10 protein-coding genes are annotated in these 15316 nt (G+C 39.5%); 4 read left to right on the plus strand and 6 right to left on the minus strand.

The window, feature by feature from the left end; translation table 11 throughout:
• Positions 1 to 35: 35 nt before the first annotated feature.
• Genes H5159_RS19345 through H5159_RS19355 form a run of 3 tightly spaced genes read right to left on the minus strand, consistent with a single transcriptional unit; the run spans position 36 to position 6177 of the window.
• The gene (locus H5159_RS19345; RefSeq protein ID WP_024605076.1) at positions 36 to 935 is read right to left on the minus strand and encodes a diguanylate cyclase; all 900 of its coding nucleotides are present in this window, start codon (positions 933 to 935) and stop codon (positions 36 to 38) included.
• Positions 919 to 4728 carry a PAS domain-containing hybrid sensor histidine kinase/response regulator gene (locus H5159_RS19350; RefSeq protein WP_182780868.1) on the minus strand — a complete coding sequence of 1270 codons (3810 nt, stop codon included), beginning with the start codon at positions 4726 to 4728 and terminating at the stop codon, positions 919 to 921. Before H5159_RS19350 ends, H5159_RS19345 begins: the two co-directional genes overlap by 17 nt.
• Positions 4729 to 4779: 51 nt before the next feature.
• On the minus strand, positions 4780 to 6177 hold the full coding sequence (locus tag H5159_RS19355; RefSeq protein WP_182780869.1) for a PhoH family protein: 1398 nt from the start codon (positions 6175 to 6177) through the stop codon (positions 4780 to 4782).
• A gap of 305 nt (positions 6178 to 6482) precedes the next feature.
• On the opposite strand from H5159_RS19355, the gene rapA reads away from it, so the two are divergent.
• On the plus strand, positions 6483 to 9377 hold the full coding sequence (gene rapA, locus H5159_RS19360; RefSeq protein ID WP_182780870.1) for an RNA polymerase-associated protein RapA: 2895 nt from the start codon (positions 6483 to 6485) through the stop codon (positions 9375 to 9377).
• Between the two features lie 326 nt (positions 9378 to 9703).
• On the plus strand, positions 9704 to 10477 hold the full coding sequence (locus tag H5159_RS19365) for a YggN family protein (RefSeq protein ID WP_004335480.1): 774 nt from the start codon (positions 9704 to 9706) through the stop codon (positions 10475 to 10477).
• A 110-nt stretch (positions 10478 to 10587) separates the two neighbouring features.
• Here H5159_RS19365 and H5159_RS19370 read toward each other — a convergent pair whose 3' ends face one another.
• On the minus strand, positions 10588 to 13017 hold the full coding sequence (locus tag H5159_RS19370; protein WP_182780871.1) for a zinc-dependent metalloprotease: 2430 nt from the start codon (positions 13015 to 13017) through the stop codon (positions 10588 to 10590).
• Positions 13018 to 13171: 154 nt separating this feature from the next.
• Between H5159_RS19370 and H5159_RS19375 the strand changes: the two genes are divergently transcribed.
• On the plus strand, positions 13172 to 14140 hold the full coding sequence (locus tag H5159_RS19375; RefSeq protein ID WP_182780872.1) for a class 1 fructose-bisphosphatase: 969 nt from the start codon (positions 13172 to 13174) through the stop codon (positions 14138 to 14140).
• A gap of 95 nt (positions 14141 to 14235) precedes the next feature.
• On the opposite strand, the gene H5159_RS19380 is transcribed toward H5159_RS19375, so the two are convergent.
• Positions 14236 to 14562 (minus strand): hypothetical protein, encoded by a 327-nt coding sequence (locus tag H5159_RS19380; RefSeq protein ID WP_024598912.1) that lies wholly within the window; start codon positions 14560 to 14562, stop codon positions 14236 to 14238.
• A gap of 43 nt (positions 14563 to 14605) precedes the next feature.
• On the opposite strand from H5159_RS19380, the gene H5159_RS19385 reads away from it, so the two are divergent.
• On the plus strand, positions 14606 to 14965 hold the full coding sequence (locus tag H5159_RS19385; RefSeq protein WP_182695550.1) for a DUF5522 domain-containing protein: 360 nt from the start codon (positions 14606 to 14608) through the stop codon (positions 14963 to 14965).
• Positions 14966 to 15125: 160 nt separating this feature from the next.
• On the opposite strand, the gene H5159_RS19390 is transcribed toward H5159_RS19385, so the two are convergent.
• Positions 15126 to 15316, minus strand: a 191-nt coding sequence (locus tag H5159_RS19390; protein ID WP_409072623.1) for a rhodanese-like domain-containing protein, incomplete at its 5' end; no start/stop codon positions are given.

The following is a 15316-nucleotide window of genomic DNA, read 5'->3' on the forward strand; positions in this document are numbered from 1 at the left end:
ATATATGAATATTGGCGTTTTTGTATATTAAGTTTTTAGCGTGCGACTATTCTATCTCGCCCTGCATCTTTAGCGGCATATAAGCCTAAATCGGCCTCTTCTAATAATGCTTGCTCAGCATACACTTTACCACTTTGTGTAGTGGCAATACCTATACTTATAGTGATGTGGTCTGCATTTAATGAAGCTTTATGTTCTATATTCAAAGCATTTACAGCATTGCGTAATTTATTAGCAAACTCCATAGCTTCATGTTTATCAATTCCTGGTAGCACAGCAGCAAATTCTTCTCCGCCATAACGAGCAATAAAGTCACTGCCACGTTCACATTGAGCTGCAAGTGCTTGCGCAACATTCTTTAAACACTCATCGCCAGCACGGTGTCCGTAGCAATCGTTGTAACGTTTAAAGTGGTCTATATCCATAAGTAACACCGATAGCGGTGTGCCACTTCGTTTGCTGCGGCGCCATTCTCGAGATAAGTTTTCATCAAGGTAGCGTCTATTTGGTATCTCAGTTAAGCCATCTATCGAAGCTAGCATTTCTAGCAAATCATTTTTTTGCTTTATGAGGAGTTGGTTGCGCACTCTAACGCGAACAATAGAAGGACTAAATGGCTTGGTTATGTAGTCCATTGCACCGAGCTCTAAACCCTTTGCTTCATCATCATGGCTACGATTGGCTGATATAAATATAATAGGAATAGACTGAGTTATTGGGTTTTCTTTAAGCTCCACAAGTACTTGATAGCCGTCAATTCCAGGCATAATTACATCAAGGATTATTAAATCAACTTGCGCTGTTTTTACAAAGGTCAGTGCTTTTTCACCACTTTCAACTAAGAACACGTCGTGCTCTGCTTTAAGTGTTTTTTCAAGTACTAATCTGTTGATTGGATCATCATCCACAATAAGTACTTTAGCTCTTTTCGACATCCCTAACCCCTAGCCCTTTTATAAAAACAATTACCTGTTCTAGCTGTATGATAAGCTCTTGTAGTGTAACCTCAATAGGCTTATTAGTAGTTTTAAGCATTCTTTCACACAATAAAGCACAATGTGATAATCGTCTAAAACCTAAATTACCTGCAACACCCTTGATACTATGCACTAAACGTACCAAATCATCCTTATTGGTTGTTTCTTCTAGTTGCGATAACTGGGTTTCGCACAAGCTAGCAAACTTATCAATCATCGTATTAAGCAGTTTTTCATCCATACTAAACTGCGTTAAAGCAAATGATTTTTCAAAAAAGCTTGGTTTAACTAAGTTTAAATCAGCAATTGCATCAATAAGTACTTTAGCAACAACCGGTTTAGTTAAATGTTTATTCATGCCGCACTTTAAAGAACGTTCTACATCAGCAGGTTCACAATGAGCCGTTAAAGCAAAAATAGGCAGTTGCTTTGCGTCAAACTGTTGACGAATCAAAGCGGTTGCTTGACAGCCATCTATTTTCGGCATTTGCACATCCATCAATATTAAGTCAGGCTTCAAAACTTGCAATAATTCCATACCAATTGATGCGCTTAAAGCCGTAACAACATTTACGTTTGCTTGGCGCAGAACACTGCTAATTATTTCTAAGTTAAGCTGATTATCATCAATGGCTAATACAAGTAGACCCGATATATCAGCTTTACTTTCAGTTGCACTGTGTACTGCGGCACTTGTATTAACTATAGGCTTTTGCTGAGAGTTCAAACTAAATAGCCTTTGCCCTAATGCCGATGCTTTAACGTGATGCGCAGCTAAGTGCTCGCTTGTCGGTAAATTAAGTGTGTGCTGATGATTAATAATAATTACCGATGTTTCTTTAGCTGATAACGAATCATTAATCGCTTCAACATTTAAAAGTGCAGGTAAGTCAGCTGCATCAATTATTATTTTTTGAGTATTAGAGAGCTTAATTGGGTATTTTAGTACCTCATCTAAATTAATATTAGCAAGTTCGTTATATGCATTTGTCACCTGCTTAAGCTCTTTACTTTGATCGGATAAAATAGCCAATGTATTAGTCGGTAACACTGTGTTTTTAGTGGTATCAACTAAAAAGCTAATACTGAAATAAAATTCGCTGCCGTGGCCTTTTTTACTCTTTAAAGCAATCTCCCCACCCATTAACGATACTGCATGTTTAACAATAGCTAAACCTAGCCCAACCCCTTGGTGTATGCGGGTTGAAGATTCATCACCTTGAGTAAAAGCATCGAATAAGCGACTTTGATCAGTTTCATCTATACCCATGCCAGTATCGATTACTTTAAAGCAAATATGCTGTTGCTCTAGGCTATCGCTTTCAATAAGTTCCATTTTTAAAGTAATGGAACCTGTTTTTGTAAACTTAACGGCATTAGTTAATAAGTTACCTAATATTTGCTGCAAACGTATACTGTCGCATATCAAATCAGGTGCTATTAGCGGGTCAATATCAATAACAAATTCAATACCTTTTCCTTCGCACAATGGAGCCGTTAAGCTTTCACAAATATCCACCAGCTCAACCATGCTAAAAGACGCTTGTTTTAAATCGGTTTGCGAACCTTCAATACGTGCAAAATCAAGCATTCTATTAAGCATTAATAACAAGCTTTGTGCTGCATGCTTAGCTTGATCTGTTTGTTGTAATTGCTTTTGCGTTAAGCCTTGCTCAATTAACATATCAAGCAATCCTAAAACAGCGTTCAAAGGGGTGCGTATTTCATGGCTTAAATTGGCTATGAAGCGGCTTTTAGCTAGGGTTGCTCGTTCGGCATCTAGTTTTGATTTAGTTAATGCACTCACATCCTGAATGTGTATAACATAATAAGCTGGATCGCGGTTTTCATCCCAGACAAGCGATACACTTAGTTGCAACCAGCTTGTTAAGCCCCCTTGAGCAAGCGTTAAATGGTATACGCGTTTTTTGTCATCTAGCAATTGCGCTAAAGTGCTTTTTATCTGCTTCCATTGGGAGTCATCAAATAATGCTTTCAACTGCTCCCCAACGAGTACTGGCTGATCAGAAAACTGCTTTCTTGCTGCTTTATTTACTTGCAATATGGTGTGTTCAAGCGAGAGTAAAACCACGCAGTTAGCCGCAAATTCAATTGCACTTCTAAATTTAGATTCAGATGATTTTAAGGCCAATAATGTTTGTTGCTGCTCGGTAATATCGCGACCAATGCCCATGGTTCCTAACAGGTGTTGGTGCTCGTTATAAAAAGGTGCAATAGTAAGTTGATACGATTTTGTATCGGTTTCTATTCGCTGTTCAACACTATTTCTGTTTTGTAATACTTGTTTTTCAAGCGCATTTATTTGCTGATCATTGTCACCTAAATCATCTACATATTTACCAACTAATGCAGTTTGATCTTTACCGATATATGCCTCAAATGCTTTATTGCATCCTAAGAATGAACCATCAATATTTTTAAAGTAAATAAGGTCTGGCACACTGTTTAGCATAGTGTTGAGTAAAGCTAAGTGGCGCTCTTTCGCTTCGTAACTGCGGCTTAGTTTTTCTGATTGCAGCTGAACTTGGTCGTCCAGAGCTTTATTTGCACTTTGTAATGAATCAACTAACTGTTTGTTTTTAGTAAATACACGCTTCACTTTAGAAAACCAAGGTTGCCAGCTCAGTGGTACTTTGTAATTTAGCTGCTCTTCTTGTTGTGTCCCGTTACTCTCAAGGTATGACATTAAGTGAGTCATCGGCTTTATAAAAATGCGCTGACTTAACCAAAAAAACACGCCAAACATAATACTTAAAAATAGCGTTAAAAAAGTAAACTCTAGTAATATCTCATACTTAATTGAGTTTATTAATTGGGGTTTGTGCTCGTAAAATGCTGCGTGAATAGGTAACTCACCCATAGGCTGCATAAAGTAATTACTATCACTAGTTAATACTGTTTTTTGACTCTGATGATCGGCCAAGTCTGGCCAATAATTTTTTAACGCAGTCGCTTGCTCTATTATCTGTTTAGAGCTGGCGATAATTTGATGCGATTGGTTCATAAAAACGTATTCACCACTGTTCGGTGACACCTTTTTTAACCATCCAGAAATTGCTTGAACATCATAAATTAAAATAATGTAATCGGCTGAGCCTGTGCTTCGTTGTCGACCAATAGCAAAATACGAATTGTCATTCACTTTAACAATAGGACTTGAAGTAAGTTTGTTTTGCGCAAATTTTGGCTTAAATTTTCCATTTAAAATTTCAGTAAGCATAAAACTTTGGCTTTTGTTGTGCCTGCTTACATAAGCAAAACCATTATCATCAACATACGCTACAGCAGATAACGACTGCATTAATGCAAGCGTTGTATTAAACGAAGGCCCTAATGTAATAGCCTGCTGCCACTGCATTAATGCCTTAGCAGATAACGCAAACTCGCCTTTACCTACAATTTCCGTACTTTGATCAATAAAATGACGATAATAGTAACCATCATATTGATTTATACCTTCGAGCAAATCTTGGTTTATTTTGGGATAAGTCGCTTGCTCGTATAAGTTAAACATGGTGGTAAGTAGATTACTCACCGAGTCCATCCCGTGGGTAACTTGCGCTGAAACATTTGTAAAGTCAGCTTGGCGTTTTTCAACCGTCCGCTCAAGCTTTATATTATATAAGTGCAAGCACAGTAAAAAAGCGACAATCAATGGCACTAACAGCGCAATAAATAATGAACGATAATAATGCTTCAGAGGTAAAAAATTCAATGTACTGCCTGCCATTTGGCTCGAAAATCAATCGATAGACTATCGAGCCAATTTGTTAAGCGCAAGTTATAAATTTTCTTCTGCAAATGACGCTAAGCGACTACGCACAACACCGTTGAGGTTTATCGTTGCGCTGCCTTCAAAGTTTTTAAAGCGCTCTACTATGTACGTTAAGCCCGATGTTACTGGCGTTAAATAGTTACTATCTATTTGCGCCAAGTTACCTGTACAAATTAATTTAGTACCTTCGCCGCAGCGAGTAATAATCGTTTTAAGTTGAGATGCCGTTAAATTTTGGCTCTCATCTAAAATTACCACTGCATTTTGAATGCTACGCCCGCGCATAAAGTTAACCGATTTAAACTGTACATTAGCCTTCTCCATTATGTAATTTCGACTCGATATTGGATTTTCGTCGCCTTTGTGCAATACCTCCAGCGTATCAGTGATAGCTGCAAGCCATGGCGCCATTTTTTCCTCCTCCGTGCCTGGCAAAAAGCCAATAGACTCTGCTATTTCTGGCGTATTACGGGTAACTATTACTTTATCGTAAATACCTTTTTCGATGACCATTTCAAGGGCACTGGCAAGTGCTAACAAGGTTTTACCACACCCTGCTGGTCCTGTTAAAATAACAAGCTCAATACTTGTATCCAGTAGTGCATCTAATGCCATCCCTTGATAAATATTTTTGGGCTTAACGCCCCATGCTTGTTGATGCATTAAACGCTCAACACCAATATCTTTGAGCGTTATGTGCTCGTCATCGTAGCATTTAACGCGCGCCGCAAACTGATCCCCTCCATCAAGTAAATATTCATTACAAAATACATCAGGGATTAAGTTTTTAGGCACATGATGAAACGTATCACGTCCGTGTTGCTGCGTATTACACTCCCCAACATGATCCCAAAAATCACCTTCAATTTTTTTATAACCACTAGTGAGCAGGCTTATGTCATCAATAAGTTGGTCGGTGCGGTAATCCTCAACATATTTAAGCCCTGCGCCTTTGGCCTTTAAACGCATGTTTATGTCTTTTGTTACTAATATAACTTTTGAATCACTGTGCTGCTTTTGTAAATACACGGCGCAATTAATAATACGATGGTCGTTTTCGTTACCCGGCAGACCAGAAATAGAGTCGGCAAATAAATGGTCGTTTACAATAATTAGGGTACCGGCAGAGCTCGCTTTTGCCTTTTTGTTACTCGGCAGCGCCACGCCTTGTAGCATTTGTTCAGGCGTTGCATTTTTAAGAACTTCATCTAATCCACGAATAGCGACGCGCGCATCACGGCTTACGTCGTGTTTTCTGTCTTTTATATGGTCAAGTTCTTCAAGCACCGTCATCGGAATTACAACGTCATGCTCTTGAAAAGAAAAATAAGCGAGTGGTTCGTGAAGTAGTACGTTGGTATCTAGCACATACATTTTACTTTCAAGGTTCGAAGCTTTTTCCATAGCACTTTCCTTACGTTTTATGATTTTTATGCTATACCAAAATAACTAAGTAAAACGGGCAAAACTTAAACCTGCAATACTTAATTGCTAAGGCATAATGTAAGTTTAGTCTATTTGTCATAAAAGTCCGTTTTATTACAAACTGTAATTAGTTTTGATTTACCTAAAAAAGAGTCATAAACAAGCTGTTTTAATAGTAATAATTAACACTTACAAAATTAATTAAAAGTGAGCCAAATAGCGCCTTGCAGTGGTGTTAGCTTACAGGTAACATAGCCGCCTTTTTCATCATAGACGAGACATACATGAATTTTTCCTTAGGTCAGCGTTGGATCAGTGATACAGAGTCAGATTTAGGATTAGGCACCGTTGTTGCCATTGAAGGCCGTCAGGTCAGCATATTATTTCCTGCCAGTGGTGAAAACCGTGTTTATTCTAGTGCAGAAGCACCTGTTACCCGTGTGGCATTTAATCCTGGCGATGTGATCAAAAGCGTTGAAGAATGGGAATTAGAAGTAGAGTCTATTGAAGTACAAGGCGAGTTACTTTGCTATCACGGCACCCGTGTTGATAATGGCGAAACGGCTAAACTTAAAGAAACCTTTTTAGATCATTTTATTAAATTTAATAAACCACAAGATCGTTTATTTGCAGGCCAAGTAGATCGTTTTGATCGCTACACACTTCGCTACCAAACGTGGTTACATAAATTTGAACGTGAACAATCGCCTATTAAAGGTTTAATTGGTCAGCGTGCTAATCTTATTCCGCACCAGCTTTATATTGCACAAGAAGTGGGTAAACGTTTTGCCCCACGCGTACTTTTATCAGATGAAGTAGGCCTTGGTAAAACAATTGAAGCGGGCATGATACTACATCAACAAATTATTAGTGGCCGTGCAAGCCGCGTACTTATTGTGGTGCCTGAAAATCTACAACACCAATGGTTAGTAGAAATGCTACGCCGCTTTAACTTACGTTTTTCTATTTTTGATGAAGAGCGCTGCGATGAAGCGTTTGCAGATTCTCCAAACGTATTTGATACAGAGCAACTAGTACTTACCAGCCTTGAGTTTTTAACCAAGAAAAAACGTTGGTTTGAACAAGCAACGCTTACTGATTGGGACCTTTTAGTAATAGATGAAGCCCACCACCTAAGTATCAATAACGGCAAGCCAAGCTCAGAATACCAACGTATGGCAGAGCTTAGCCAAGATATTCCGGGTCTTATTTTGCTTACAGCAACGCCTGATCAACTTGGTCACAGCAGTCACTTTGCACGTTTACAGTTACTCGATCCGGATCGTTTTTACGACTACGACGTGTTTAAAGAAGAAGAAGCAAATTATAAAGACGTAGCGCAAGCGGCAAATCAATTACTGCAAGAGCAAGCTCTGGACGACGCAGCCAAAGCCACGCTAATTGAGCTATTAAAAGAAACCGACATTACTGATATTCTTGAAAAAGCACAGCAAGGTGATTTACCAGCGCGTAAAGAAATACTTAACATGCTACTCGATCGCCACGGCACAGGTCGTATATTATTCAGAAATAGCCGCAGCGGCATTGACGGCTACCCAAGCCGTAAATTACACGCCTACCCAATGGCATTACCAAAGCAGTATAAAACGGCTATGTCGGTTCTTGGTAATATGGGCGGTATTCAAAACCCTGAACTAAGTGCACACCGTGCTCTGTTTCCTGAAAAAATATTCCAAGAATTTGAAGGCGAAAGCGCAAGCTGGGGTTTATTCGATCCACGTGTAGATTGGTTAATCGACACCCTTAAAACACTTAAGCGCGAAAAAGTACTGCTTATATGTGCCAAAGCTGAAACAGCTATCAGCCTTGAGCAAATACTGCGTGAACGTGAAGCAATTAAAGCGTCGGTATTTCACGAAGGCATGTCGATTATTGAGCGTGACCGCGCTGCTGCATTTTTTGCAGACGAGTACGATAATGCACAAATATTACTGTGTTCAGAAATTGGCTCAGAAGGTCGTAACTTCCAGTTCTCGCATCACTTAGTGTTGTTTGATTTACCACTGAACCCAGATTTGCTCGAGCAACGTATTGGTCGATTAGACCGTATAGGCCAAACACAAGATGTGAACATTCATGTGCCATATTTTGAAAACACCGCTCAAGAAGTACTGCTACGTTGGTATAACGAAGGTCTAGATGCATTCGAATCTACATCAACAACGGGGCAAATGCTTTATAAAGAGTTCCGTGATGACTTACTTGAATATATTTCTGCGCATAACTGCGATGAAGACGAACTCGATCCATTACTTGAGCAAGTAGCACAACAAAATGCGGTACTGCGTAAAAAAATGGAAAGCGGACGAGATCGTTTACTAGAGCTACATTCATCGGGTCAAGGTGCTGCTGACTCGCTTGTGACTGATATCGAAAAACTCGATAACCAGTTTGAATTGCCAAGCTACATGATCAACGTGTTTGACACATTTGGCGTAAGCCAAGAAGATAAAGGCGAAAACACCATTATCTTAAAGCCAACGGAGCATATGTTAAATGCATCGTTCCCATCGCTTAAAGAAGACGGTATGACGGTTACCTTTGATCGCGACACGGCACTTTCGCAAGAAGATGTACACTTTATCAGCTGGGATCACCCTATGGTGCAAGGCACCATGGATATGATTTGTGACGACGACTTTGGTAGCGCATCGGTGGCTTTACTTAAAAATAAAAAGTTACCGCCTGGTACCTTTTTTGTTGAGCTTATTTTTGTTGCAGAAGCAATGGCACCAAAAGTATTACAAGTTGGTCGCTTTTTACCGCCTACACCAATTCGTATATTGCTCGATAAAGCAGGTAATAACCTAGGTGAAAACGTGGCATTTGAAGGCTTTAATCAGCAGTTATCAGCCGTAGGCCGCCAAACAGCAAGTAAGCTTGCCGGTGCATTGCAAAGCGCTGTTCACCCAATGATCACTACCGCTAAAGATATGGCACAAGAAAAACTTGAAGTTATTCGCGCAGCGTCACTTGCTAAAATGCAAACATCACTCAGTGAAGAGCAAGAGCGACTTGTTGCCCTGAAGCAAATTAATCCGAATATTCGCCAAGAAGAAATTACCTTCTACGATAAGCAACGTAACGACCTAACTACGTATATTGAAAAAACGCAGTTACAACTTGATGCAATTCGCTTAATAGTGGTTTCACACTAAATATTTAGTTTTTAGTCTTTTGAGCCGACTCCAGAGTAAATTTAGAGTCGGCTATTAAGCTTAATTGATATAAATAGCTGTACCTTTTTAAACTTCATTTAAAAACCACGTGTTCTTATTTTACTATGAGCCACTTCTACCCTCTCTAGCTATATATTAAGCCCTTTGTTGAACTGTTGATTTTGCCCAACATAACCATATCTAAAAACTCAAGCTGCACTCTATACAACTATTCTGTGAGATAGTTGATAGGTTTATTTTCCCTTGCATAAAGTTGTTTTTTTGTTAACCTACTCGCCTTCCATTTTAGTCTTTTTGAGGTGTTTATGGCGTTTCTATCTCGTTCGATATTGGCGTTGTCCATAGCGCTCTCAAGCAGTAATGTCTTTGCACAAGCCCAATGCGATGTTGAATTACGTCATGGTTTAATTATTACTGACGATGCGATTCGCATATTAGATAAAGGCCAGACTCGTGTACAAATTAATAACAATAACCAACTGTTTATTCGCGGTTATTGGGTTGATTTAAGCGATGACGAAAGCAAGGTACTCGAACAGTTTAGTAATGGTATTCGCCACACAGTCCCCGAATTAGTAAATCTTGCTACAGATGGTGTTAACTTAGGTTTAAGCGCTATTGAACACGTAGTTGAAGGTATGTCAGACAAAGAACCTGAAGTACTTAAAACACAACTGCAGTATGTAGAGCGTGCGCTAATGGATAAGTTTAAGCGCGGCGATGACTTCTTTTTTATAGCCCCTCAATCACTTTCGCAAATAGATGATTTTTTTACTAAAGAGATCAGCCAGCAAATTCACTCTGCAGTGCATGGATCGTTAGGTGCTATTTTGGTATCACTCGGAGATGCGTTTAAATCGCGTGAAGGCAATATAGAAGATCGTATTAACGACATGGGACAACGCATGGATATTATCTCAAGAGAAATTGATAAGTCGCTACAAAAAAAGGCGCATCAATTAGAGCTTAAAGCTTCTGAATATTGCGAATGTTTAAATGCACTCGATGTAACCGAATCTCGCTTACAAGCAATAGTACCTGGTATGGCCGATTATGATTTAGTGCAAATAAAGTCTTAAAGTACTCATCCACTTTTAGAATCAAATAACCCCGAGTATAAATATACTCGGGGTTTTGCTTTTTAACTTACTAATATTGAGTGCTAAAACTAAGCGCTTCAATTTTTATTCTAAATTGGTGAGCCCGGAGGAATTGGAAGTACTTTAAAGTTATTTGGCCATTGCCCTTTAATTAAAAACTGATTTACTTGCTCTGCTAAATATTGCTTAAATGCACTCTCGCCAATACTTGTATGGCTCAACATTGAGTTTTGGTTAAAGTCTTCACTCAACTTAACTAAGTAGTAACGCAACTGCGCCTGCACTTCAGGGCTTACACTATCGCTTGCTACTAAATCAGCCATAGTTTTTGCTGCTAAAAATTGCACGCGCTGAGTAATTTTACCTGTCATTGTATTAGGCGACGACACGTTAAACACTTGGTTATATAGCGCCTCAAGTAGTTCATCTAGACTATAAAAGTCATTACTGCGTGCTTGCTGCTGCGCTAGGCGATTTAAACGCTGTGCATTTAATAAAAGCGATAAACTATGCTGCACTGCAACTTCGGGTAATGCCATTGCATCGAGCGTTAACCCTGTGCGCCCAACTATGCTCTCGCGCGATTTAGACTCGCCATAGGCTTTTGGCGGAATTAGCGATAATACAGATTCAGGAAGTAATAAGTTATTTGGCTTAAGCGTTGCAAAAATAGCACTTACCGCTTCTTGCTGCATTTTTTTATTAACGACTTGTGCGCCTTTTACGGGTGAGTCACCACGTGTTTCGTATTCGTAATCAACACCGGCTATGAGTTTCACTGCAGCCTCAACCTGAAAACGGTGGAACAGATAAAGTGGAACTAGTTTTTCCTCTAATTGCGATAGTGAATCGCCCGTTTTAATATTATTAATACCAAACTGCGAAAGCGCTTTTTTACGTACGTCGAGTACGCGTAAAAGCTCCTGAGAGGGATTAGTGCCGTTATCCCATAAATGAGCAGTTGGGTGCGCGCCACCTTTAGCACGAGCGTCGCTATCTGATATAAACTCAAGGCCTTTGGCTTTGTTCTCCTTTAAAATAGCGGCGAGTTCTGCGCTTTCATCTTGGTTAGTAAAATCGCTATAGCCATATTTAATTACTTGGGTATCCCACACGCCCATGCCTGTTGCATAGCCGCGCGTTACATCAAGCTTACCTTGTTCATTAAAACTAAGTAGCGGATGTGGGTAATCCATTACAGAGGCTCTATCCCCTACCGATGCAGCAAAGTTATGAGAAATACCTAACGTGTGGCCAATTTCATGCGCGCTTAATTGGCGAATACGATCAAGCGCCATAGCTTGTAAGTTTTTAGCAACTTCATTACCTTTTAAATAAGGTGCAGCGAGTGCTTCAGCTATTAAAATATCTTGGCGAACACGCAATGAGCCGAGTGTTACATGCCCTTTAAGTATTTCACCTGTGCGAGGGTCAATTACAGAGCTTCCGTATGACCAACCACGCGTTGCACGGTGTACCCATTGAATTACGTTGTACCGAATATCCATAGGATCGGCACTACTTGGCAGCACTTTTACTACAAATGCGTTTTTGTACCCTGCAGCAGTAAATGCGTCGTTCCACCATTTTCCACCTTCAAGCAAAGCGCTTTTAACGGGCTCTGGAACGCCAGGATCAAGGTAGTAAACAATAGGCTCTACGGGTTCACTAATAGGTAGGCTTGGATCTTTTTTAGTTAGACGATGACGCGGTATATAACGCACATACATAGACTCACCAAGCGGCGCTGCGTAATCTTTATGTTCTATACTCCAAAAACCTGATTGCGGATTAAACTTACGAGGCGTGTAGTTATCATCTGGTAATTGAATAAGTGAATGATGCATATGAACAGTAAGCGCATAAGGGTCGGCACTTACTTGGCGAACAAATTCACCTGGTTTTGTGCCCTTAAATGTAAGTACGGCTTCAAGCTCAGTGTTTTTTACAAATGCTTTTGAGCGATTCATATAAACGGCGCTACGTGATTCATCAAGGCTAAAGTTGCCTTGCTTACGTGCAGCAAGTGTGCGGCTTACGCCATGTACATCACTTAATAAATAAGGCGTATAATCAATAAGTGCTGTGGCTTTATCCTCTGCAACCACTTTAAAACCAGCAAGTATACTTGATGCAAACGCTTCTTTAATACTTTGCTGTTCAGCCTTGTTACTTGTATTAGCACGATAGTAAGTATTTACAGCCCGCAGCATTACTTTGTCGCCAAAACGCTCAAACTGCACAAGGTGAGTATTACCAAGCTGACCTCTATCAAGGCCTATATCGTTAGAGCCAATACCGTAAGGTAAACTTTGTTGCAGTAAAAATTGCTGTTCAAACTTATCTACTTTTAAATAAACTTTGCCGTTTTGGGTATCGTAAAAAAACGAATAGTAGCCCGGAAAATGATTCATTTGCGTAGTAAATTCATCAATTGACTTAATTGCTGCGTGCGCTTGAGTTATGATAGTGCACAGCACAGTAAAGAATATGTAACTTAGTAGTGGTATTTTTTTCATAATCTTATCTTTGTTGTTTGTGTTTTAAGTACGATTAGGTGACACCATTATAGGGTGCTATTTAAACAATACAGTTATTTAAGACGAATTTCAGCGCTCTAAGCTAATCTCTCTCACATTATGATTGGTTTTAACACGTTATCAGGAAAATAGAATGCGTAGACTCCCTCCAGTATTACTTGAAGATGGTTGTTCAAGAGAACTTTTATCATTAATTCGAACAGTTTTAGCGGCATGTAAAGAAATTTCGTTTCGCGTTGGTCAAGGCGCGCTTTCTGGCGTATTAGGCTCAACCCTTGATGAAAACATTCAAGGTGAAACTCAAAAAAAGCTCGATGTATTATCTAATCAGCTGTTAAAAGATATTTTACTGGAATCAGGTACGGTTAAAGCAATCGCTTCTGAGGAAGAAGACTACACAGTAGCCGGTAACCCAGACGCTAAATTTATAGTGGCATTTGACCCACTTGATGGCTCATCAAACACCGACATAAACTCGCTGGTTGGTACTATATTTTCGATTATGGAAGCGCCTGATGGCTCAGACGCTGCTGATGAAAGCATATTTATGCAGCCAGGCCATAAGCAAGTTGCCGCAGGTTATGTACTTTATGGTCCGTCAACAATGCTTGCGCTGACTACAGGTAAAGGCACCCGTATGTTTACCCTTGATAAAACACAAGGCAGCTTTTTACTTACACAAGACTTTGCCGAAATCCCTACTGACACAAACGAATTTGCAATTAATACGTCTAACCAACGTCATTGGCAACCAGCTATGCAAGACTACATCAATGATTTGCTAGCTGGCGATATGGGCCCGCGCGCTAAAAACTTTAATATGCGCTGGATTGCAGCAATGGTTGGCGATGTGCATCGCGTACTTAGCCGTGGTGGTTTATTTACTTATCCTACCGATACTAAAGATCCTAAAAAGCCAAATAAATTACGCCTACTTTACGAAGCAAACCCAATGGCCATGCTAGTAGAACAAGCTGGCGGTATCGCTTCAACCGGTACCGAGCGCATTATGGATATTCAGCCTGATGCAATCCACCAGCGAGTAGCCGTTATTTTAGGTTCTAAAAACGAAGTAGAAACGTGCTTGGGATATCATAAATAATCGCTTAAAACGATTGTCTTCAATTTAAAAAACCGCATTCAATTGAAGTGCGGTTTTTTTGTAGGTGAGGTTTTACATCTCGCTTTTTAAACAAATCAAATTTTTACTAACGCAACTATTTGGGCAAGCTTTTGATGATTAAGCTCTCCCATTTGCTCACTATTACTGAGTGCATAAATAAAACCTTCATGCTCTGCACAATCAATGTCATCTCGCGATTCAATTACGTTTGCCCAAAGCTCTAAATCATCCAAGTCTATTTCGTTACTTAAACAGCGCTTAAGTACATCAATTAAAACCTCAGCTGAGAGAGTATAATGAATTTTATTACTATCAGCAGGGCTTGAAACGATAACCGATATAGCTTCGTCCCTTTGCTCTCCAAATGTAATAAATTCAGCTAATGCTTTTTGTGTATTCATAATATTTGTTATTATTGGCTCACTGTTACTAAAAAGAATTATAATGACTCAACTTAACTGCACTCAGTGTCACAGCACTCTAACGTGTAATGTAGACGATATATCAGCGTGTTGGTGCAATGAGCTGCCGGCTATTTTACCGCTTGATATCACAGCAACAAGTTGTTTATGCCGCAAGTGCACGCTTAATAAAATAAATACTTTTTTAGAGGGTGTTTATACACAACCTATTAAAACCCAAATAGACTTTGCAAAGCAATTTAGAGGTAACGACAATTTAATTGAAGGGCTCGACTACACCATGCAAAGTGGTTACATGATATTTAGTAAGTGGTTTTTTTTAAAGCGTGGTTCGTGCTGCAAAAATGGTTGTAAAAACTGCCCTTATGATTTTAAAAAGTAAAAGCTATTTAATACAAATACGAGCAAGCACTGGTTTTTACCTTCTCATTTTCTTCTCTTTCACTTCTCCTTGTGAGTAATATTTTTAAATACTGTTATTCACAAAGAGGTTTAGAGGCGCTGCGGCTTTAACGTGAGCAAGCTCTAAACCCACAACACATCTACTTTTCTCCTGTGGCGATGGGTAATGAATCACTTGCACCCCACTCACTCCACGAGCCATCATAAACGCTTAAATTACTGTAACCACATTCGGTAGCAAATAACGCTAAAGCACACGCTGTAATACCTGAGCCACAGCTAAACTGTAACTGTCGCGCATCATCAACCACGTCACTAAATATCGCTTTAA

The sequence above is a fragment of the Pseudoalteromonas sp. SG43-1 genome (assembly GCF_014164415.1).
Classification (GTDB): Bacteria; Pseudomonadota; Gammaproteobacteria; order Enterobacterales; family Alteromonadaceae; genus Pseudoalteromonas; species Pseudoalteromonas distincta.